This window comes from Pelolinea submarina (assembly GCF_003966975.1).
GTDB classification, from domain to species: Bacteria; Chloroflexota; Anaerolineae; order Anaerolineales; family Anaerolineaceae; genus Pelolinea; species Pelolinea submarina.
Genome location: NZ_AP018437.1, coordinates 2,256,535 through 2,276,184, shown reverse-complemented (window position 1 = coordinate 2,276,184; position 19,650 = coordinate 2,256,535). Strand labels below are relative to the sequence as shown.

At 50.5% G+C, this 19,650-nt stretch carries 19 protein-coding genes; 11 read left to right on the top strand and 8 right to left on the bottom strand.

The genetic code is table 11. From position 1 onward, the window contains the following. Positions 1–73 precede the first annotated feature (73 nt). The 3 genes from tkt to Pelsub_RS10055 are packed head-to-tail and all read left to right on the top strand — an operon-like array spanning position 74 to position 4,248. Positions 74–2,077 carry a transketolase gene (gene tkt / locus Pelsub_RS10065; protein WP_116223868.1) on the top strand — a complete coding sequence of 668 codons (2,004 nt, stop codon included), beginning with the start codon at positions 74–76 and terminating at the stop codon, positions 2,075–2,077. Positions 2,078–2,098: 21 nt separating this feature from the next. Beyond that, complete coding sequence (locus Pelsub_RS10060) at positions 2,099–2,551, top strand: RpiB/LacA/LacB family sugar-phosphate isomerase (protein ID WP_116223869.1); 453 nt, start codon at positions 2,099–2,101, stop codon at positions 2,549–2,551. A 2-nt stretch (positions 2,552–2,553) separates the two neighbouring features. Beyond that, positions 2,554–4,248, top strand: a complete 1,695-nt coding sequence (locus Pelsub_RS10055) for a hypothetical protein (RefSeq protein ID WP_116223870.1) — start codon at positions 2,554–2,556, stop codon at positions 4,246–4,248. A gap of 24 nt (positions 4,249–4,272) precedes the next feature. On the opposite strand, the gene Pelsub_RS10050 is transcribed toward Pelsub_RS10055, so the two are convergent. Then, entirely contained in the window at positions 4,273–5,181 is a 909-nt protein-coding gene (locus Pelsub_RS10050; RefSeq protein ID WP_116223871.1) for an ROK family protein, read from the bottom strand. 110 nt (positions 5,182–5,291) lie between these two features. Between Pelsub_RS10050 and Pelsub_RS10045 the strand changes: the two genes are divergently transcribed. Further along, positions 5,292–6,470 carry an aminotransferase class I/II-fold pyridoxal phosphate-dependent enzyme gene (locus Pelsub_RS10045; RefSeq protein ID WP_116223872.1) on the top strand — a complete coding sequence of 393 codons (1,179 nt, stop codon included), beginning with the start codon at positions 5,292–5,294 and terminating at the stop codon, positions 6,468–6,470. 299 nt (positions 6,471–6,769) lie between these two features. Beyond that, positions 6,770–8,068: a hemolysin family protein gene (locus Pelsub_RS10040; RefSeq protein ID WP_116223873.1), complete on the top strand. Its 1,299-nt coding sequence runs from the start codon at positions 6,770–6,772 to the stop codon at positions 8,066–8,068. Positions 8,069–8,177: 109 nt separating this feature from the next. Here the strand turns inward: Pelsub_RS10040 and Pelsub_RS10035 are convergent, their stop codons facing one another. The 3 genes from Pelsub_RS10035 to Pelsub_RS10025 are packed head-to-tail and all read right to left on the bottom strand — an operon-like array spanning position 8,178 to position 10,157. Further along, a complete protein-coding gene (locus tag Pelsub_RS10035; RefSeq protein WP_116223874.1) occupies positions 8,178–9,158 on the bottom strand; it encodes a lipoate--protein ligase in 981 nt (326 codons plus the stop codon). A gap of 37 nt (positions 9,159–9,195) precedes the next feature. Then, positions 9,196–9,540: a metal-sulfur cluster assembly factor gene (locus Pelsub_RS10030; protein WP_116223875.1), complete on the bottom strand. Its 345-nt coding sequence runs from the start codon at positions 9,538–9,540 to the stop codon at positions 9,196–9,198. Then, positions 9,537–10,157 (bottom strand): helix-turn-helix transcriptional regulator, encoded by a 621-nt coding sequence (locus Pelsub_RS10025; protein ID WP_116223876.1) that lies wholly within the window; start codon positions 10,155–10,157, stop codon positions 9,537–9,539. The genes Pelsub_RS10030 and Pelsub_RS10025 overlap by 4 nt, the downstream gene beginning before the upstream one ends. A 177-nt stretch (positions 10,158–10,334) precedes the next feature. On the opposite strand from Pelsub_RS10025, the gene sufC reads away from it, so the two are divergent. The 6 genes from sufC to sufU all read left to right on the top strand — a co-directional run bounded on the left by sufC (position 10,335) and on the right by sufU (position 15,839). Beyond that, positions 10,335–11,099, top strand: coding sequence for a Fe-S cluster assembly ATPase SufC (sufC, locus tag Pelsub_RS10020; protein ID WP_116223877.1), 765 nt, complete (start codon positions 10,335–10,337; stop codon positions 11,097–11,099). A gap of 33 nt (positions 11,100–11,132) precedes the next feature. Continuing rightward, positions 11,133–12,545: a Fe-S cluster assembly protein SufB gene (gene sufB / locus Pelsub_RS10015; protein ID WP_116223878.1), complete on the top strand. Its 1,413-nt coding sequence runs from the start codon at positions 11,133–11,135 to the stop codon at positions 12,543–12,545. A gap of 2 nt (positions 12,546–12,547) precedes the next feature. Further along, positions 12,548–13,843 (top strand): SufB/SufD family protein, encoded by a 1,296-nt coding sequence (locus Pelsub_RS10010; protein WP_116223879.1) that lies wholly within the window; start codon positions 12,548–12,550, stop codon positions 13,841–13,843. 71 nt (positions 13,844–13,914) lie between these two features. Next, a complete protein-coding gene (locus Pelsub_RS10005) occupies positions 13,915–14,184 on the top strand; it encodes a KOW domain-containing RNA-binding protein (RefSeq protein ID WP_116223880.1) in 270 nt (89 codons plus the stop codon). A 17-nt stretch (positions 14,185–14,201) separates the two neighbouring features. After that, positions 14,202–15,434: a cysteine desulfurase gene (locus tag Pelsub_RS10000; RefSeq protein ID WP_116223881.1), complete on the top strand. Its 1,233-nt coding sequence runs from the start codon at positions 14,202–14,204 to the stop codon at positions 15,432–15,434. 9 nt (positions 15,435–15,443) lie between these two features. Next, the gene (gene sufU, locus Pelsub_RS09995; protein ID WP_116223882.1) at positions 15,444–15,839 is read left to right on the top strand and encodes a Fe-S cluster assembly sulfur transfer protein SufU; all 396 of its coding nucleotides are present in this window, start codon (positions 15,444–15,446) and stop codon (positions 15,837–15,839) included. Between the two features lie 113 nt (positions 15,840–15,952). Here the strand turns inward: sufU and Pelsub_RS09990 are convergent, their stop codons facing one another. The 4 genes from Pelsub_RS09990 to hypD form a co-directional block, all read right to left on the bottom strand. Further along, a complete protein-coding gene (locus tag Pelsub_RS09990; protein WP_116223883.1) occupies positions 15,953–16,603 on the bottom strand; it encodes a PIG-L deacetylase family protein in 651 nt (216 codons plus the stop codon). A 4-nt stretch (positions 16,604–16,607) separates the two neighbouring features. Then, complete coding sequence (locus Pelsub_RS09985) at positions 16,608–17,411, bottom strand: class I SAM-dependent methyltransferase (protein ID WP_116223884.1); 804 nt, start codon at positions 17,409–17,411, stop codon at positions 16,608–16,610. Positions 17,412–17,484: 73 nt separating this feature from the next. Beyond that, the gene (gene hypE, locus Pelsub_RS09980) at positions 17,485–18,561 is read right to left on the bottom strand and encodes a hydrogenase expression/formation protein HypE (RefSeq protein ID WP_116223885.1); all 1,077 of its coding nucleotides are present in this window, start codon (positions 18,559–18,561) and stop codon (positions 17,485–17,487) included. 2 nt (positions 18,562–18,563) lie between these two features. Next, entirely contained in the window at positions 18,564–19,643 is a 1,080-nt protein-coding gene (hypD, locus tag Pelsub_RS09975) for a hydrogenase formation protein HypD (protein ID WP_116223886.1), read from the bottom strand. Positions 19,644–19,650: the final 7 nt, after the last annotated feature.

The following is a 19,650-nucleotide window of genomic DNA, read 5'->3' as shown; positions in this document are numbered from 1 at the left end:
ATAGCCGAATCAGATTTCGAAAAAAAGCCTGCATGGTAGAATTGGATTTATTTTCGAAAATTGGAGGATGGGCATGACCGATCAAGACCTGCAAAATCGTGCTATTAATACAATCAGATTTCTTTCAGCGGATGGGGTTCAGAAAGCCAATTCCGGGCATCCGGGGCTGCCAATGGGTACCGCTGCCATGGCATACACCATTTGGACCCGCCATTTAAAAATCAATCCCGCTAATCCGGATTGGTCAGACAGAGACCGTTTCATCTTATCCGGCGGGCATGGATCCATGCTGCTGTACAGCCTGCTGCATTTGACCGGATATGCCGTGTCAATAGAGGACCTGAAGAACTTCCGCCAGTGGGGCAGCCTGACTCCGGGTCACCCGGAATACGGATTGACCCCCGGCGTAGATGCCACCACAGGCCCATTGGGCCAGGGCTTTTCCAACGGTGTCGGCATGGCGATCGCGGAAGCGCACCTTGCCGCTGAATTTAACCAGGACGACCAAAAAATTGTTGACCATTATGTTTATGCCATTGTGACCGATGGCGACCTGATGGAAGGCGTAGCTTCAGAAGCCGCTTCTTTAGCCGGCCACTTGAAGCTGGGTAAATTGATCTACCTTTACGATGATAACCATATTTCAATCGAAGGTTCAACGGACGTGGCCTTCACCGAAGACCGCGGCAAACGCTTTGAAGCGTACGGCTGGCAGGTATTGCGAATCAAAGACGGCAACGACGTGGAAGAGATCGACGCGGCCATCCAGGCTGCCAAGAAGGACGAACGGCCTTCTCTGATCATCTGCCCGACTATTATTGGCTTCGGCTTGCCGACCAAACAGGGTACTTCCAAAGCGCATGGCGAGCCGCCAGGAGAAGAAGAATTGGCGAATGCCAAGAATAACTTCTGCTGGCCGCAGGAAGCCTTTTATGTCTCCGATGACGTAAAAGCGCACTTCCTGGAAGTCAGAGAAAAAGGACAGGCTGCTGAAAAAGCCTGGAACGATAGCTTTAAGAAATACGCTGAGAAATATTCTGATTTAGCCAAAGAATATACTCGTCGTTTTGCACAGGAACTGCCCAAGAATTGGGACAAAGACCTGAAGCACTATGAAGCAGATCCAAAAGGCGCGGCCACCCGCAAATCCAGCAGCGCGGTATTGAATGAGATCGCCGCAAAATTGCCGGAATTGATGGGCGGTTCGGCCGACCTGGCGCCCTCCAATAATACCTGGATTAACAGCAGCAGCTCTTTCCAAGCGGATAATCCGATCGGACGCAACTTGCAATATGGCGTGCGCGAGCACGGCATGGGCGCGGTGGTGAACGGTATGGCTTACCATAAAGGCCTGATTCCTTATGGCGCTACCTTCCTGGTATTCTCCGATTACATGCGCGGCGCGCTGCGTGTTTCCGCGCTTTCCCATTTGCATTCCATCTGGGTTTACACCCACGACAGCATCGGCCTGGGCGAAGACGGCCCGACCCACCAACCGGTGGAACACGTCATGTCCCTGCGCGCGATGCCCAACCTTTCCGTCATCCGTCCCAGCGACGCCAACGAAGTGCGCGAAGCCTGGAAAGCGGCCGTCAGCCGCACGCATGGGCCGACCGCGTTGGTGCTGACACGCCAAAATCTGCCTACCATCGACCGCGCAAATGAATTCGCGGCAGCCGAAGGCTTGCAGAAGGGCGCTTATGTCCTGGCAGACTTGGGTAAGGGTACACCGGAAATTATCCTGATGGCCAGCGGTTCGGAAGTCAACCTGATCATTGAAGCCGGCAAGAAGTTGGCCGAAGAAGGCAAAGCTGTTCGCCTGGTTTCTTTCCCCAGTTGGGATCTTTTCGAAGCACAGTCCGAGGACTATCGTAAATCGGTATTGCCGAATGCTATCCAGAAGCGTGTGTCGGTGGAAGCCGGCGTGACTTTGGGATGGGAGAGATGGGTTGGTTCAGAAGGTACCTGCATTGGATTGGATCATTTCGGAGCATCCGCTCCTGCCGGTACGCTTTTCAAGGAATTCGGCTTTACAGTCGAAAAAGTTGTTGAAACAGCGAAAAAATTACTTGATTAATTGATTTTTGGAGAATAGAAAATGAAAATAGCGGTTGCAAACGATCACGCCGGTTTCCCAATCAAGGAAGCCGTGCTGGAAGCGATCAAAGAAGCCGGTCATGAAGTTATCGACTTGGGTACCAATACACCTGACCGTGTCGATTACCCCGATTTTGCCGAAAAGGCCGGCCGGGCATTGATCGCCGGTGAAGCCGACCGGGCGGTAGTGATTTGCGGTTCGGGTATCGGTGTGAATATCACCGCCAATAAAATGAAGGGTGTTTATGCCGGTTTGGTCAGTGACATCTATTCCGCCCATCAAGGAGTGGAACACGATAACATGAACATGCTGTGCATGGGCGGCCAGATTGTTGGCCCCACGCTTGCGAAAGAAATCGTCAAAGCTTTCCTGGGCGCGTCAATGATGGATGTGGACCGTTACAAGAACCGCATTAATAAATTCAAGGCTATTGAAACGGAATTCTTCAAGTAGAAATGACAACACAAACCGAAAGCACTTACCCGGCCGGAGTCAATTTACTGGCAAAGGCCATCCAATCACAGCTGGAAAAACTGAAAGAAATCAACTTTGTTGAACGGTTTAATCAACGCGATGTTACACTCTGGACGGAGAATAAGGACGACCAGGAAGAAGTAGCCCATCGCTTGGGTTGGCTGGACGCGGCTGAAAATGGCGGGCAGACGGTGAAAGAGGCCGAAAAGTTGCTCAAGGAAGTGCTTTCGGAAGGTTTTACCCACGCAGTCGTAATAGGGATGGGTGGTTCTTCCCTTGCGCCGGAAGTCTACAGTCAATTTATCACCACGCACGGTGAGGAGCAGAAAAATTACCTGGTGTTATCCATATTGGATTCCACTTCTCCGGAACAGATCCTCAGCCTGCAAAAACGAATTCCGATTGACAAAACATTGTTCATTGTAAGCAGTAAATCCGGTACAACCGTTGAGGTCAAAACCCTTTTCGCTTATTTTTGGGAACAAGTCAGCCAGGTGGATGCGAAAGGTGCCGGCAAGCATTTCATTGCCATCAGCGACCCGAATACTCAATTGCAAAAATTGGCAGTCGAAAAGGGATTCCGCAAGGCATTCGAAGCCGATCCGAACGTCGGCGGGCGTTATTCTGCGCTCATCGCTTTCGGGCTGGTACCGGCTGTATTAGCTGGATATGACGGCGAAAAGCTGTTGAAGCAGTCCTTGAGCCTATCCAGCATGCCCATCAGCATAAATGATGCCGGCGTGCAGTTAGGCGTTGTACTGGGCGCAGCATATGCCAGCGGCCGCGACAAGCTGACTTTACTGGCGGACGCACCGGTTGAATCGATGGGTTCGTGGATTGAGCAGTTAGTAGCTGAGAGCAGCGGGAAAGAAGGTAAGGGCATCTTGCCGGTGGATGTAGAACCCCTGCTGTCTATGGAAGACTACAGTACGGATCGTTTAATAGTCTATTTGCGCGCAGATGGTCATTTTGACGAGCGCGTATCCGAGTTGACCGCTTCAAACCAACCTGTGTTTACCTGCCGTATGCCGGAGCTGTATGATTTGGCGGCGGAATTCTACCGTTGGGAAGTAGCTACATCTGTTGCTTGCATTCTGATGGGTGTGAATGCCTTCAACCAGCCCAACGTACAGGAAAGCAAAGATATTGCCAAGCAAATGCTGGGAGTATTGAAAGCAGGGGACGATCTGGAAATTACCGAGCCTCTGTGGCAGGATGAAACGCTGGCTCTGTATGGTGAATCCGCGCATAAACACGTCAGTGCGCAGGCTTACTTAAAAGATTTTATTCTACAGGGGAAGAGCGGAGATTACATTGCGTTGAATGCATTTATCGAACGCAATGAAGATAATGAGATCAAATTGGAAGAGCTTCGCAAGAGCCTGACCCGCGCGACACATCTGCCAACCACGCTGGGTTTTGGCCCGCGTTTCCTGCATTCTACCGGCCAACTGCATAAAGGCGGGGAGAACAACGGGCTATACATCGTAATCTCGCAGGATGAAGCCCAGACGTTGGATATTCCCGGAGAGGGCATCAGTTTTAATAACCTGATCTTCGCGCAGGCATTAGGCGACACCCAGGCACTTGAGAGCCACAACAGACGGGTTATGCGGATGCACTTTGCAATTAACAGTTTTAATAAAACGCAACTGACGGATTTGTTCCGTTTATAAAAAAAAATAAAGTAGATAGTGAGGTTATTCCGGTTTATCGGCATGCACTGCCAAACACAGCGCGCCAATCAAACCGGAATCGCTTTTTAATCTGGGCGCGGTGATGTAATCACCGATGGATTCCTCCAAATATTTTGAGCGGATGTAGCGGTTGATGATGCTGACCGTCTTGGTACGGATGATATCGTACAGGTAATACCGGTGCATTACACCGCCGCCCAGGATAATCTTTTCAGGCGAGACTGTGCAAATCAGGTCGGAAACCGCATAAGCGATGTATTCCCCTTCCAAATCCCAGGCAACGTGATCCTGAGGAATCTCATCCGCCGGCATGCGCCAGCGCTCGGTCAGAGCGGGGCCGGAAGCCAGTCCTTCAAAACAATCGCGGTGGTAGGGACAGATGCCGGGAAATGGATCGATGCGTTTGTCATGGGGCAGATGGATGTGGCCGAATTCGGGATGAACCAGACCGTGTACCAGGTTGCCGTTGATGATAATACCCGCGCCAATGCCGGTGCCGATGGTGATGTAAACCATGTTCTTGATGGTATTCATGCTTTTGCAGGAATACTCACCTAAAGCAGCCGCGTTGACGTCCGTGTCAATCCTCGTTTGGATATTTAAAGCGGACTCAATGTTGCCCTTGATGTTGACAAATTGCCAGCCGGGTTTGGGAGTAGATGTGATGTATCCAAAGGTTTTAGATTCGGGGTGAAGATCTACCGGACCAAAACTGCCGATGCCGATGGATTCCAGTTTGATACCCTCCGATGAAATTGTGGATTTGAAGAAGTTGCAAATGTCCGCTATCGTTTCGTCAGGGGAGAGGGTCGGAAATACTTTCTTTGCTAGTTGGTGGTTATCTGCGTCAGCCACCATCACGTTTGTTTTCGTTCCGCCCAATTCAATTGCGCCAAAGTATTGTTTAGACATATATGTTTGCCAGTGAGATATAATAGAAAAATTATTTTTACCAGTAACTTTATTATATATCTCATGTTTTATATTGAGAACAAAATTAGCTAAGATTAAGGAAATAGATCATGGATATCTTTGAAAAATGTCGTAATTATACGCAAGCACGGGAAGCTATGGAAAGCGGCTCTTACCCGTATTTTATTCCTTTGGATGAAAATGAAGGCACCGAGGTCGAATATAAGGGACAACGCCTGATCATGTGCGGTTCCAACAATTATCTGGGTTTGACCACGCATCCGAAAGTGAAAGAGGCCGCCCAACAAGCCATCAGCCGTTACGGGACCTCCTGCACCGGATCGCGTTTCTTGAACGGTACACTGGCTATGCATGAACAATTGGAACGCGAACTGGCCGACTTTGTTGGTAAGGAAGAAGCACTGATCTTCTCAACCGGCATGCAGGTCAACCTGGGTACCATCAGCGCGTTGATCTCGCGTGATGATGTCGTCATCCTGGATAAAGACGATCATGCCAGCATTGTGGATGGCGCTCGCTTGGGCTATGGCAAGATTGAACGCTTCCGCCACAATGACGTGGAACACCTGGAACGTGTGTTGAAATCCTTGCCAGAAAACGTTGGCAAGCTGATTGTGGTGGACGGTGTGTTCAGCATGGGCGGCGATCTGGCCGATTTGCCGGCTATCTATCCTATCGCGCAGAAATACGGCGCGCGCATCATGGTGGACGACGCGCACGGTATGGGCGTAACCGGACGCGGCCGCGGTACGGCGGCCCAGTTTGGCATGACCGATCAGGTGGATTTGATTATGTCTACCTTCAGTAAATCTTTTGCGTCCCTGGGCGGTTTTGTGGCTGGCGACGACGAAGTCATCCATTTTGTCAAGCACAATGCCCGCTCACTGATTTTCAGCGCAAGCATTCCGGCAGCGAATGCAGCCGCAGCTTTAGCGGCGCTGCACGTCATTCGTGAAGAGCCGGAACTGGCCGACCGCGTCAATCAGATCGGCAAGCGCATCAGTGATGAATTACGCGGTATGGGATTTAACGTCGGTAATTCGGTAACCCCGATCGTACCGGTCATCATTGGGGATGACGAGCGCACCTTCCTGACTTGGAAGCGGCTATTTGAAAACGGCGTGTTTGTGAATCCGGTAGTTTCTCCGGCAGTGCCGCAAGGCATGCAGCTGCTGCGTACCAGCTATATGGCTTCCCATACCGACTCGCAAATGGACCAGGTGTTGGACACCTTCAAAAAAGTCGGCAAAGAAGTCGGAATCATTTAGTAAAGCGAAGAACCCCAACACCGGGGTTCTTTTTTTATAATAATTGATTAACCGCTATACGGCAAACCATCTTTGAAAGCTGCGTTTATTAAAAGATCAGCCCGATAGAAACGGAATTTGGGGTATCATAAATCAGATATACTTCATATAAATCTTTGGATATTAAATGACGAATGACAAAACCTATTTACGATTAAACCGACCAGAATTTTTGGATTAAAACCAGATTCAATTCTACGCCCACAATTTGATAAAAACAGTCTATAGTAATCATAAGAAGCAATGCAAGAAAGAGGACGATGGCTCCTGAGATAATCATTATCATTTTTCTGATCTTTTTAAACGGCATTTTTTCCATGTCAGAAATGGCAGTTGTGTCTGCGAGAAAGTACCGGTTGGAACAAGAAGCTGAAAAGGGGAATAAAGGGGCGATAAAAGCGTTGGAGTTGGCGGATAATCCCAACCGCTTTCTTTCAACCGTTCAGATAGGAATCACATTAATTGGAATTCTAAGCGGTGCGTTTGGCGGTGCAACGATTTCTGAGGAAATCGGCCTAGAGATTGCCAAAATACCGCAGTTGGCTCCATACAGTGAAGGAATTGGGGTTGCGATTGTCGTTTTGGTAATTACTTATCTGTCCCTGGTCTTTGGAGAATTGGTACCCAAGCGATTAGCCTTGAGCAATGCTGAAAAGATTGCCGCGGCTATTTCAGGGCTTATGCAAGCCATTTCAAAAATAACAACGCCCATTGTAGCGTTGTTGAGCGGATCGACAGATTTAATTCTACGCATTTTAGGCGTGCGAAATATCAGCGGGGATGATGTAACTGAGGAAGACCTGAAGAGTATTTTGGATCAGGGAACCATCAGCGGAATCTTTGAAGAAACTGAACAGGATATGGTGGAAGGAATCTTCCGTCTGGGAGACAGGAATATCAATGCCTTCATGACACCCAGGACAGAAACCATCTTTTTGGATATCGATGCGCCTTATGAAGAAATTCAGCAAAAGATTACCGAACATCTTTTTTCCCGATTCCCTGTTATCCAGGATTCGCCGGACAATGTAATAGGAATTGTCCAATCCCGCGATTTACTGCTGCAGCGCATTGAGGGTGAAAAATATGACATCCAGGCAGTCATGGAAAAGCCATTATTCATCCCCGAATCCACATCCGCGCTGGATGTTTTACAGGATTTACGCACTACCGGTATTGAATTGGCAGTCATTATTGATGAATACGGCGGCGTTTTAGGCGTAGTCAGCATGAATGACATTATCGAAGCCATTGTGGGAGATGTTGCCGAACCGACCGGAGTACAGGAAAAAGATGCCATCCAACGCGAGGACGGGTCGTGGTTGTTTGATGGCATGATCCATTTCGATGAAGTAAAAGAACATCTAAATATCAGTGAGCTGCCGGATGAAGAAGAAGGCGACTACGAAACATTAAGTGGCTTGATTATGTCGCAGTTAGGGCGTATTCCGACGAGCGGTGATTACTTTGATTGGGGAGATTATCGTTTCGAAGTGGTCGACATGGACGGCCGGCGGGTGGATAAGGTCATGGTTTATTCCATCAAAGAATCACCATAAAGCCTCATCTTTACCGCTATAAAGGGGATGGGTCAGAGTTGAAAAATGCGCATAGATATTAATGCGCATTTTTGTTATAAAGAGCCAGTATTTTCAGGGATGTGTGGATTTATACCGCGATAAAATGCGCCAGAGTGTCCAAATCCAGGCCATGGATGTAATCATTGATCTCCAGGCCGGATAGGGCGGCTTTGACCGCGTCCTCGCGGATGGTGACGGATTGCAGGCGTTCTTCCACATCGCTGATCTCACCGGCGCCGAAGTAGTCGCCGAAAATACGTACGGATTGAATGACGCCTTTGTTGACCTTCAGGTAGATGCTCAGACCGCCGCCATCGAAGCGGTATTCTTTCTTGACGTCATATTCGGGTGATTGGCCGTAGTTCCAATCCCAGGTGCTGTATTTCTCGGCTGCCAGAGCCGAAATGGCAGCCCGGTCGGCAGCACTCAACTCGTAACGAGTGATGTCATGTTCTTCCGCCAGCGTCTGTACAAACGTGGATTTGAACTGATCGATGCTGATGTCGGGAACGTAGTCGCGCATGTTGGTCACGCGGCTGCGCACGGATTTAATCCCTTTGGACTCAATCTTGGCAGGTTTAGCCACCAGTACCTTCCCCAGCATTTCCAAATTGGAATGGAACAGCAGGGTGCCGTGATGCAGCAGGCGGCCCTGCTTGATCATCTGGGCAGCGCCGGATATTTTCTTCCCGTCCAGCACCAGATCGTTGCGGCCGGTGAATTCCACCTGGGCGCCAAGACGCTGCAGAGCATGGACGATGGGTAAAGAAAGTTCTTTGAAGTCGTAAAGAGAGGTTTGGGTGTTGATGATAAAGGTGTAATTTAAATTACCCAGATCGTGATAAACCGCACCGCCGCCGGATTGACGCCGGACAACCTGGATATCATGTTCCTCGACGAAATCCTGGTTGATTTCTTCGATGGTATTCTGGTGCTTCCCAACGATGACTGCGTTGCGATTTTGCCAGAGCAGGGCGTAGTCCTGATTTTTATCGAGTTGTTGGAAAATATATTCCTCCGCTGCCAGATTGAAATAGGCATCGGTATCGGGCCATTCGATGAATATCATGATTTACTCCAGGGTTGGGTTATGGTGGATCGGACTTTCAGAAAAGGCCCCAATCAAAAGAGGTCCCGTCCTCCATCATGGATTGGTCCCAGACTTCTTTCCCGTAAGCAACTTCGGCCGGCATTTCAGCGACCGCTTCTGCTTTTTTACGGGCGGATTCCATCAACATGGGAGCGTAGGGGCAGTAGGGGGTGGTCAGGATCATATCGATCTTCAGCTTACCGTCGACAATGGTTACATTGCGCACCAAACCGAGCTGGATCAAATCCATACCGATTTCGGGATCGCGTACTTCGCGAAATACGTCCCGCAATTTATCGCATAATTCAGGATGCGTGTCTTCCGCGTCCCAGTGAGGGACATTGCTGGGAGTATCGCTCATTTTATATCGGAACTTTCAATAACGAAAGAACAGTGGCTTTCCCCTTTTTTTGTGTGTCGCACTTTAGACTCGGGGATACCCAGCATATTTGAAACCAGGGATTTATCGAAGAGACAAATTTCAGGATGTTCCCGCCCAATCTGATAGAAAGGACAAGAAACCTCGCTGATGGCATAAGCACTTCCGCTTTTCTCCCAAGTCAGTTCATAACCTTCCTGGGCCATCACTTCCTTAAGTAGATCTAATTTTTCTTCCGCATTAAGGTCTTTCAGTACAGGTTGGTATTCTTCTGAAATGTGACCGGCCATTTTTTTGAAAATATTTCGGACTTCTTCTTCCGAAAGCGTTTCCTTGATCTCGCCCAATAAGTGGTTGGTCAGGCGGAAATAGCGGGTGGGGAATTTCTCCATACCCTTTTCAGTGAGGAAATATACCAATCTGGGCCGTCCAACACCGTGGCGTTCTTCCTCTGCCGTAACCAGGCTGGAAGCCTGCAGGCTGGTGAGGTGATGCCGTACGGAAATGGCATTGATGCCGACAGAATCAGCGATTTCAACGATAGTTGACCGCGGATTGCTGGCTAATGTTTGAAGGACTTTTTCGCGAGTGCTTTTCATATATTTTTACTTTTTATGATATTTTTCACAAGTATATCATAGCGGGGGGAAATGTCAATATTAATGATTATTATAATAAATATTGACCATAAGTGGTGCTCATGGTATACTCAGTGCGGTGCATAAATAAACAGAATTTTATGACTGAAATTAAGAAAATTGGAGCAGAGCTGCCAAATGGCAAGTTTACAAATCAGCGACCTGTTCGTAAAGGTCGAAAACCAGCAAATATTGAATGGCATCAACCTGGAAGTTCCTCAGGGAGAAGTACATGCCATAATGGGTCCTAACGGGACCGGTAAATCCACACTTGCATATACCCTGATGGGGCATCCAAAATACGAAATTGAAAGCGGCCAGATTACGCTGGGCGGGGTAGATTTAATCGGTATGGCAACGGAAGAACGTTCACGCCTGGGCCTGTTCCTGGCATTCCAATACCCTGTTGCGATTCCGGGTGTAACGGTAGCTAACTTTTTGCGGACTGCCATGAACGCGCACCGCAAAGCCAAGAACCCGGATGATAAAGGTGTTCCCATTCCCGAATTCCGCAAGCTGCTGACTGAGAAAATGGATTTTCTGAAAATGGATCACGCCATGGCAGGCAGATACCTGAACGAAGGGTTTTCAGGCGGTGAAAAGAAACGCGTGGAAATCCTGCAAATGGCCATGCTGCAGCCGACCATGGCGATATTGGATGAAACAGATTCCGGATTGGATATTGATGCGCTGCGCATCGTTTCCGAAGGAATCGAAAGTTTGAAAAGTAATGCCCTGGGCATTTTAGTAATTACACATTACCAACGCATGTTGAATTACCTGAAGCCGGATGTTGTGCACGTGATGGTTGACGGCAAAATTCTGATGAGCGGTGGACCCGATTTGGCGCTCAAGCTCGAAAAAGAAGGCTATGAGTGGATAAAATCCACCGACGCAGCCTGAGAATAGCCAAGAACCTAATCACAAGGCACCAGCATGGAAAAAGCAAATTCAAATGAAATGTTGCGCGAATTAAATACAGAGAAATACGGGTTCAAAGACCCTGAAAATTATGTATTTAAGTCGCAAAAAGGATTGAGCGCGGATATCGTACGGCAGATCTCGGCGATGAAGCATGAACCGGAATGGATGCTGGGATTCCGGTTGAAAGCCCTGGAACAATTCCAGCGGATGCCCATGCAGAAATGGGGCCCGGATCTAAGCAAGCTTGATCTGGACGACCTGTACTATTATGTGCGTCCAACCGATGAACAGGGAAAGACCTGGGATGAGGTTCCTGATGACATCAAAAACACTTTTGATCGTCTGGGTATTCCCGAAGCCGAACAGAAATTCCTGGCCGGTGTGGGCGCCCAATATGAATCGGAAATGGTCTATCACAGCATCCAAAAACAACTGGAGGAGCAGGGCGTAATCTTCCTGAGCATCGAAGAAGGACTACGCCAGCACCCGGATTTATTTCGTGAACATTTCGGCAAGGCTGTGCCGCCCAGTGATAACAAATTTGCGGCTTTGAACAGCGCGGTTTGGTCGGGCGGATCGTTCGTGTACGTGCCAAAAGGCGTCAAAGTGGATCTCCCTTTGCAGGCTTATTTCCGCTTAAATATGGCCAGCATCGGGCAGTTCGAACGCAGCATCATCATTGCGGATGAAGGTTCGCAGGTGCACTACGTGGAAGGCTGTACCGCGCCGCAGTATTCGCGCGATTCTTTCCACAGCGGTGTGATTGAAATTTTTGTGAAAAAGAACGCACGCGTGCGCTATACAACCATTCAAAACTGGTCCACCAATGTTTACAACCTGGTGACGCAGCGCGCGATGGTCTATGAAAAAGGCACGATGGAGTGGGTGGACTCCAACCTGGGATCCAAGACGACCATGAAGTACCCATCCTGCATATTGCTGGAACCCGGCGCGCATGGCGAAATCCTATCCATGGCATTCGCGGGAGAAGGGCAGATTCAGGACGCGGGCGGAAAAATGATCCACCTGGCAGCCAACACATCCAGCAAGATCACTTCCAAATCGATTTCCAAGGATGGCGGCCGTTCATCTTTCAGAGGATTGTTAAAGGTGAAGAAAGGTGCCGTCAACTCGCGTTCCAGCGTGTCCTGCGACGCGCTTATTCTTGATGCGCAATCTCGTTCGGATACTTATCCGGTCATCGATAGCGCGGAAAACCGGGTGTCCATCGGGCATGAAGCATCCGTCTCCAAAGTCAGTGAGGCGCAGCTGTTTTACCTGAAGAGCCGCGGACTCTCCGACGAGGAAGCTACCACTATGGTTGTGTCCGGATTCATCGAACCGCTGGTCAAAGAATTACCCATGGAATATGCGGTGGAAATGAACCGCCTGATCCAACTTCAAATGGAAGGATCGGTGGGTTAGTCATGGCAGAAGAAAAATTGAACCAATTCTTTGCGACATTGGACCGTGTGGTGGAATCCAACCTGAGTAATCAGGCTGCCGGAAATGATGTTGACTGGTTGAGCAGGTTGCGCGCTCAGGCGGGAAAGAGTTTCCAACAATTACCGGTGCCAAGCCATAAGGATAAATCCTGGAGCCATTTTGCTGAACTGGAAATTTCCGAGGCGTATGGACCGGTTGGCGCTCCCAAGGTTACAACCGGTATATTGGATGCCGAAAATAAAGCGCTGAGCGCACTGGTGACCATCACTGAATCCGAGATTAAGTTCCAGGTCAGCTCGGAGGCAGCCAAACAAGGGCTGGTTGTGTGTACGCTGGAGGAAGCTGCAAGTAAGCATGCAAAACTTCTGGAAGACAGCCTGACTCTGGCAGACCTGGGCAGCGAGGATAAACTGACCGTGTTTAGTACGGCAGCCAGCTTCCATGGTTTCCTGTTGTATGTCCCGAAGGGCGTTCAATTGAATAGACCCGTGGAAATCCTGATCCAAAATGAAAAGGAAAATGTTGTTTTCCCCACGAACGCGTGGATCATCCTGGATGAACAAGCGGAAACATCCATCGTTATCCGGCAGAAAAGCGCAACAGGCGGCCTAAAGTCCGCCATCGCCAGCCTGGCGTTGGCTTTGGATATCCGCGAGGATGCCAGCCTGCATCTGTTGGAAACGCAGCAATACAGCCGCGCAGTTTGGACATTCGTCAACGAAGCCAGCCGTTTAGCGGCAGGCGCAAGCCTGGACCAGTTCGTGCTGGACACGGGCAGCGCGGTCAACAAACACATTCTGACCGCGGTGATGCAGGGCGACGGAAGCCAGGTGTCTATTACAGGAATCTATACCCCTCAAAATGACCAGGTGTACATCTACGATACACACCAGAACCATAATGCCTCGCATACAACCAGCGACCTGTTATTCAATGGCGTGCTGGATGGCAGCGCTTATTCGTTATGGAAAGGGAATGTATACGTGGCAGCTGGCACTAAAGGGGCGGATGGATTCCAAATCAACAGGAACTTGCTGCTGGATGAAGCCTCGCATGCCGAATCCATTCCCGGATTGGAGATCATTGCGGACGATGTGCGTTGTTCGCATGCGGTTACCTTAAGCAGTGTCGATCCAGAGCAGATGTTCTTTTTGGAAAGCCGCGGAATTGGCCCGGCAGACGCAGAGGAATTGATTGTCAGCGGGTTCCTGGAAGCTGCATCCAACCGGATGAAAGATAAAGCATTGAAGGAAATTATTCAGGAAGCGTTAAAATAAGCGTTTTTTGATTTATTAATTGCTTTATGCTAAAATCCATTGATTAATTAGCACCAGGAGAAAAGAAAAATATGGCAGCAGTCCCTTTCATGCGTCCCCCAGATTTATCCGAGAGTTATCAGGTCGGAGATACGGTTGAAGCTTTTTGCGATCACGAGAAAGGCGATCAACGAATAAAGGGTTGGCTTAGGGGCACAGTCGTACAAATAGACGGCAAGCTGATTGCCGTTCAATTTCAATCGGAAGTATATTTAACAGATGGCTGGATGGTGCCGGATCATATTCTATGGTTTCCCCAAGCTTCATCACAGCTGCGCCAAAAAGGCGCTGTTAAAAAATAATTCCTAAAAGCAGGATTATGAACTCAGTCATTTCTAACAATGAAATTGCAGGTCAATTTCCTATTCTTAAACAACCTGTTCACCAGGACAAACGTCTGGTGTACTTGGATTCAGCCGCCACGGCACAAAAACCACTGGCGGTTATCCAAAGCATGAACGCTTTCTACGAGCATACCAATGCCAATATCCACCGCGGCATACACGCGCTGGCTGAAGCAGCCACAGAAGCGTACGAAAATGCGCGCACGAAGACCGCGCGATTTATTGGCGTGGCAGACGCGCGGCAATTGATATTCACCCGCAACACCACCGAATCGATCAACCTGATTGCCTATACCTGGGGACGTAAATTCCTGAATAAAGGCGACCTGGTTGTATTAACGGAAATGGAACATCACTCCAATCTGGTGCCCTGGTACATGCTGGCGGAGGAAAAAGAACTCCGCATCGAATTTGTACGCGTGCGGGACGACGGTACATTGGATATGCGGCATTACCATGATTTACTGGAAAAGAAACCCCGGTTGGTGTCCTTTACGCATATGTCGAATGTATTGGGAACCATCAACCCGGCTAAAGAAATGATTCAAGATGCACATAGAGCCGGCGCGGTGGTCGTAATAGACGGCGCCCAGGCAGTTCCGCACTTTGGCGTCAATCTAACCGACCTGGAGCCGGATTTCTATGCCTTCTCCGGCCATAAGATGTGCGGCCCGACCGGCATCGGTGTGCTGTATGGCAAAATGGATTTGTTGAATGCCATGCCGCCTTTCATGGGCGGTGGGGACATGATCAAAAAGGTCACCTTTGAAGGCTTCAGCACCAACGATGTGCCCTATAAATTTGAAGCCGGAACGCCGGCCATTGCCGAAGGAATTGGCATGGGCGCGGCGGTGGATTATCTGGAAAGCGTGGGGATGGATGCTGTTTTCGCCCACGAACAGGAACTTACCCAATACGCCTTCAATGTGCTTGCAGATGTCAAGGGACTGCGAATCATTGGCCCCGGAGCGGACGTACGGGGTGGTGTGATTTCTTTCACGTTGGAAGGGATTCACCCGCATGACGTGGCTCAAATTCTGGACAGCGAAGGCATCGCGGTACGCGCGGGCCATCACTGCGCCATGCCGCTGCACCAGCGTTTTAATATCCCTGCGACAACGCGCGCCAGCCTGTATTTGTACAATACCAAGGCCGACCTGGACGCCCTGCGCAAGGGGTTGGATAAAGTAATTGAAATATTCGCATAGGAAGTTACTATGGACGATTTTTACCGAGAAATAATTCTGGACCATTATAAAAACCCGGCTTACAAAGGCAAGCTGGAGTCCAGCGATTACGAATTCGAAGACGAAAACCCTCTGTGCGGGGATCACCTGCACATTGAGTTGAAGACGGATGATAAAGGTGTCATAACGGACGCCAAATTTGACGGGCACGGCTGCGCCATTTCCATGGCGTCGGCCGATATGCTGCTGGAGACTCTGATTGGCAAGACCATCGAGGACGTCAAACAACTGAGCAAGCAGGACATCCTGGACCTGCTGGGTATCGAGCTCAGCCCGGTACGCCTGAAGTGCGCGCTGCTGTCGCTAAAAGTAGCCAAGGCGGCGGCTTACGAGATGGAAGAAGCCCACGACGATTTAGTTGAATAAACAAAACAATCAATCGTGTGATTTAAAACAAAAAAACCGCCACTTCCCCCGAGGGGATGCTTTGCAATCGACAAGCTCAGTGAGCGGTTTTTATTTATGTCTTTTGGGAAATTCTATTTAATTCCCTGAAAAGCACCCACCAAACGCATCATGTCGAAACCTTCCGCGAAGGGCCGTTCGCAAATGGCGCCGTTGCGGATCAGGATGGAGCGGGTCAGTTCCGGGCTGAAATAGTACTTGTCCTGGTAAGTTTTATAAGCAGCCAAAGACTGGATTTTCTTTTCCACATCTTCGGACTGGACCTCCAGCAGAAAGGTGGGGAAAAAGCCGTGGCTGCTGCGGATGACGTCGTAGCCGAAAACGGAAATACCGCGGAACGCGCGCAGGGCTTCCTGCGTGATGGTACCGTGGTCCTGGTGCAGGTCGGCCGCGGTATGTACGAAGACCATATCGGGCTGTAAATCCTTGCGCAGGGCCAGCATAAATTCCAGGATGTCCTGGCGCTGCTCAGGGAAGCGGCGGGTTTCAAATTGACCTAAAATGACTTGTTCACGTTTCAGCCCCAGGATGGACATGCTGTTGTAATGCTCTTCCACCAGATTGGTCAGCAGGGGATTCTTCTGGTTATCGGACAAAGTGACACAGTGCACGTCGGTCTTGGACTGGATGTTGGCGATTAATGCGCCGCAGCCCAGCTCGATATCATCGGGATGCGCTCCGATGAAAATGACCTTTTTACCGTGCAGGAATAGGTTATTATCCATGGGTTTACTTGGTGGCAACAAAGCCGCCGACCACCTTGGTCATAACAATCTGGCCGTCGCGCTTGACCCATGCTTCCGCGACATTGGTGATGTCCTTCATGATCTCCTCAAAGCCTTCCTTGCCGGTGAAGAAATCGTGCCACAGTTTGCGGTCTTCCGAAAGGGAAGCGGCGGTGTATTCGATAAAAGGCGCCGCAGTCTTGAAAGTTAGTGGATTCTCGAAAATATTTACATCCACCTTGCTGAAGGTATCACGCATGGCGCTCAGAATACCGCTCTCATAGCGGGAGCTGCCGGGCATGGGCGGAATTTCCTTATTGTTGGTGGCTTCACGGATGATGTCGTAGAAAACCTTTTTGTTCTGGGGCATGGGGCCGTCGGTGAACAGGCGCCCGCCGGGTTTCAACACACGATGCATTTCACGGATGGTGAAGGGAATATCTTCTGAGTAGTAGATGGCGAAACAGCAGGAAAGCAGATCGAAGGTATTGTCTTCAAAGGGGAAACGCTCGTTGAAGTTCAGCGGAATGAATTGTATATCGTAACCCTTATCGGCGGTTTCCTGTTTGGCTTTGGTCAGCAGTTCTTCGGAGACGTCGCCGCCGGTGATGTCGCAATCGCCCTTCAGCTCGTTGTAAAAGGAAATGCACTGCTTGCCGGCTCCGCATGCGGCATCCAGAATTTTCATACCGGGTTTCAACTGCAGCAGTTCCAGCATCCATTCATCGATGTTCCTGCCCCCAAACTGATCGTGGATATTGATACGTTTGAGCAGATCGGATGTCGTTTCCTGATAGTTAATTTTCATTTGACCTCTAATTCAATGTGATTGTTTAAGTATAAATTCTACAAAATAAATGTCAAGCTGACATCTAATTTTATCAACAAATACGCGGGAGCATTTCCCCGCTGAGCATATCCACAATGCGTGTACCGCCAATGAGGGTGTGCATGCTGACGCGCGGGGTGTTTCCGGACGGGGTTTCGACATGCCCGATCACTACGGCGTCTTTACCAAACGGATGGGCGTGCAGGGCATCCAGGGCCGCCTGGGCTTGTCTCTCAGGCAGGATGACGATGACCTTGCCTTCGTTGGCAACGTAAAGCGGGTCGAAACCGAGCATTTCGCAGGCCGCGCGCACTTCGCGTTTGACCGGGATGGCGGTTTCTTCCAGGTGGATGTCCATCTGGCTTTGCAGGGCGATCTCGTTCAGGGTAGTGGCCAGCCCGCCGCGCGTGGGGTCGCGCAGCACGTGGATGGACGGGGCAGCCTGCAGGGCGGCCCGGATCAGGCCGTTCAGTGGCGCCACGTCGGATTGGATGGTGGTGGTGAAACCCAGTTGATTGCGGGCTGCCAGCACGGCGATACCGTGGTCGCCCATGGAACCGGACACGATGACCGTGTCGCCGGGTTTAGCTTGCGCGCCGCCGATCTGAACACTGGCGTCCACGAAACCCACGCCGGAAGTGGAAATGAATATGCCGTCGGCTTTGCCCTTTTCAGCTACTTTGGTATCGCCGGCCACAATGGAGACGCCGGCTTCGGCAGCCGCATCCTGCATGGATTGTGCTATGCGTTCCAAATCGGCCAACGAAAAGCCCTCTTCCAGGATGAATGAAGCGGTCAGGTATTTGACCTGCCCGCCGGACATGGCCACATCGTTGACCGTACCGGACACGGCCAAACGGCCGATATCCCCGCCGGGGAAGAAGATGGGGCTGACGATATGCCCGTCGGTGGAAACCACCACGCGCATATCCTTTCCCTCAAGGGGCAGGGCTGCGAAGTCATTTTCCTGGTCGAGAATCGCATTGCTGAAATGCTGCTGAAAGATTTCGGTAATCAACGCCTTGGTCATGCTGCCGCCGCTGCCGTGGCTCATAACCACTTTATCTTTATAGGGCAGGGGCAGTGGGCAAAGCAATTGGTCAAATTTAGGAGTGTTTTGTTCGGTCATAATCAATCTCTTGCGTAACGATAGTAAGCGGAGCAGGCGCCCTCGGAGGACACCATGGTCGCGCCCAATGGATTCTGCGGAGTGCACAACGTGCCGAAAGCCGGGCACTGATTGGGTTTCTTCAAGCCCTGCAAAATCTGCCCGGAGATGCACACCTCGGATTCTTTAGTCTGGATGTCCTGCACCTGGAATTTGAGTTCCGCGTCGTAATCGACGTAATCGGACTTAAGTTTCCAGCCGCTCATGGGGATCAGCCCGATGCCACGCCACTGCCGGTCGCAGGGCTCGAAGACGTCGGCAATAATCTGCTGGGCGATGCGATTTCCTTCGCGCGTGACCGCACGGGAATAGGAATTGACGATCTTGACTTCGCCTTTTTCCAGCATGCGCACCGTATCCAGGATGCCCAATGTCAGGTCAAGCGGCTCAAAGCCGGTGACGGCCATGGGAACGCCGTACTGCTGCGCAATAGGTTTGTAATCCTCGTAGCCCATCACGGCACAAACGTGCCCAGCCGCCAGAAAACCCTGCACGCGGTTGTTGGGAGAACCCAGGATGGCGTGCATGGCAGGCGGAACGCACACGTGCGAAACCAGCATGGAATAGTTACGGATGCCCTGCCTTTTTGCTTTGACCACGCTGATAGCGTTGGCCGGGGCGGTAGTCTCAAAGCCGATGCCGAAGAAAACCACTTCCTTATCGGGGTTCTTCTCGGCAATGCGCACCGCTTCGATGGCGGAATAGACCACACGCACATCCCCGCCGGCAGCCTTGACCGAAAACAGGTCCTGCTGGGAGCCGGGTACGCGCAGCATATCGCCGTAGGAGGTGAAGATGACATTCTCGCGTGAAGCGATAGCAATGGCTTTATCCACCAATTCCAGCGAGGTGACGCACACCGGGCAGCCGGGGCCGTGAATGAGTTCGATTTGCTTGGGCAGCAGGTCGTTCAGGCCGTACTGCATGATGGCATGCGTTTGCCCGCCGCAAATTTCCATGATAGCCCAGGGACGCGTCGTGATCTTGCGGATCTCGGCCAGCGCACCCTGCACCAGGTCTTTATCGCGAAAACGATCGAGCATAAGTGAT

Coding starts and splice junctions, on each gene's coding strand:
- tkt (WP_116223868.1), top strand. CDS start 74: ATGACCGATCAAGACCTGCAAAATCGTGCTATTAATACAATCAGATTT.
- Pelsub_RS10060 (WP_116223869.1), top strand. CDS start 2,099: ATGAAAATAGCGGTTGCAAACGATCACGCCGGTTTCCCAATCAAGGAA.
- Pelsub_RS10055 (WP_116223870.1), top strand. CDS start 2,554: ATGACAACACAAACCGAAAGCACTTACCCGGCCGGAGTCAATTTACTG.
- Pelsub_RS10050 (WP_116223871.1), bottom strand. CDS start 5,181: ATGTCTAAACAATACTTTGGCGCAATTGAATTGGGCGGAACGAAAACA.
- Pelsub_RS10045 (WP_116223872.1), top strand. CDS start 5,292: ATGGATATCTTTGAAAAATGTCGTAATTATACGCAAGCACGGGAAGCT.
- Pelsub_RS10040 (WP_116223873.1), top strand. CDS start 6,770: ATGGCTCCTGAGATAATCATTATCATTTTTCTGATCTTTTTAAACGGC.
- Pelsub_RS10035 (WP_116223874.1), bottom strand. CDS start 9,158: ATGATATTCATCGAATGGCCCGATACCGATGCCTATTTCAATCTGGCA.
- Pelsub_RS10030 (WP_116223875.1), bottom strand. CDS start 9,540: ATGAGCGATACTCCCAGCAATGTCCCTCACTGGGACGCGGAAGACACG.
- Pelsub_RS10025 (WP_116223876.1), bottom strand. CDS start 10,157: ATGAAAAGCACTCGCGAAAAAGTCCTTCAAACATTAGCCAGCAATCCG.
- sufC (WP_116223877.1), top strand. CDS start 10,335: ATGGCAAGTTTACAAATCAGCGACCTGTTCGTAAAGGTCGAAAACCAG.
- sufB (WP_116223878.1), top strand. CDS start 11,133: ATGGAAAAAGCAAATTCAAATGAAATGTTGCGCGAATTAAATACAGAG.
- Pelsub_RS10010 (WP_116223879.1), top strand. CDS start 12,548: ATGGCAGAAGAAAAATTGAACCAATTCTTTGCGACATTGGACCGTGTG.
- Pelsub_RS10005 (WP_116223880.1), top strand. CDS start 13,915: ATGGCAGCAGTCCCTTTCATGCGTCCCCCAGATTTATCCGAGAGTTAT.
- Pelsub_RS10000 (WP_116223881.1), top strand. CDS start 14,202: ATGAACTCAGTCATTTCTAACAATGAAATTGCAGGTCAATTTCCTATT.
- sufU (WP_116223882.1), top strand. CDS start 15,444: ATGGACGATTTTTACCGAGAAATAATTCTGGACCATTATAAAAACCCG.
- Pelsub_RS09990 (WP_116223883.1), bottom strand. CDS start 16,603: ATGGATAATAACCTATTCCTGCACGGTAAAAAGGTCATTTTCATCGGA.
- Pelsub_RS09985 (WP_116223884.1), bottom strand. CDS start 17,411: ATGAAAATTAACTATCAGGAAACGACATCCGATCTGCTCAAACGTATC.
- hypE (WP_116223885.1), bottom strand. CDS start 18,561: ATGACCGAACAAAACACTCCTAAATTTGACCAATTGCTTTGCCCACTG.
- hypD (WP_116223886.1), bottom strand. CDS start 19,643: ATGCTCGATCGTTTTCGCGATAAAGACCTGGTGCAGGGTGCGCTGGCC.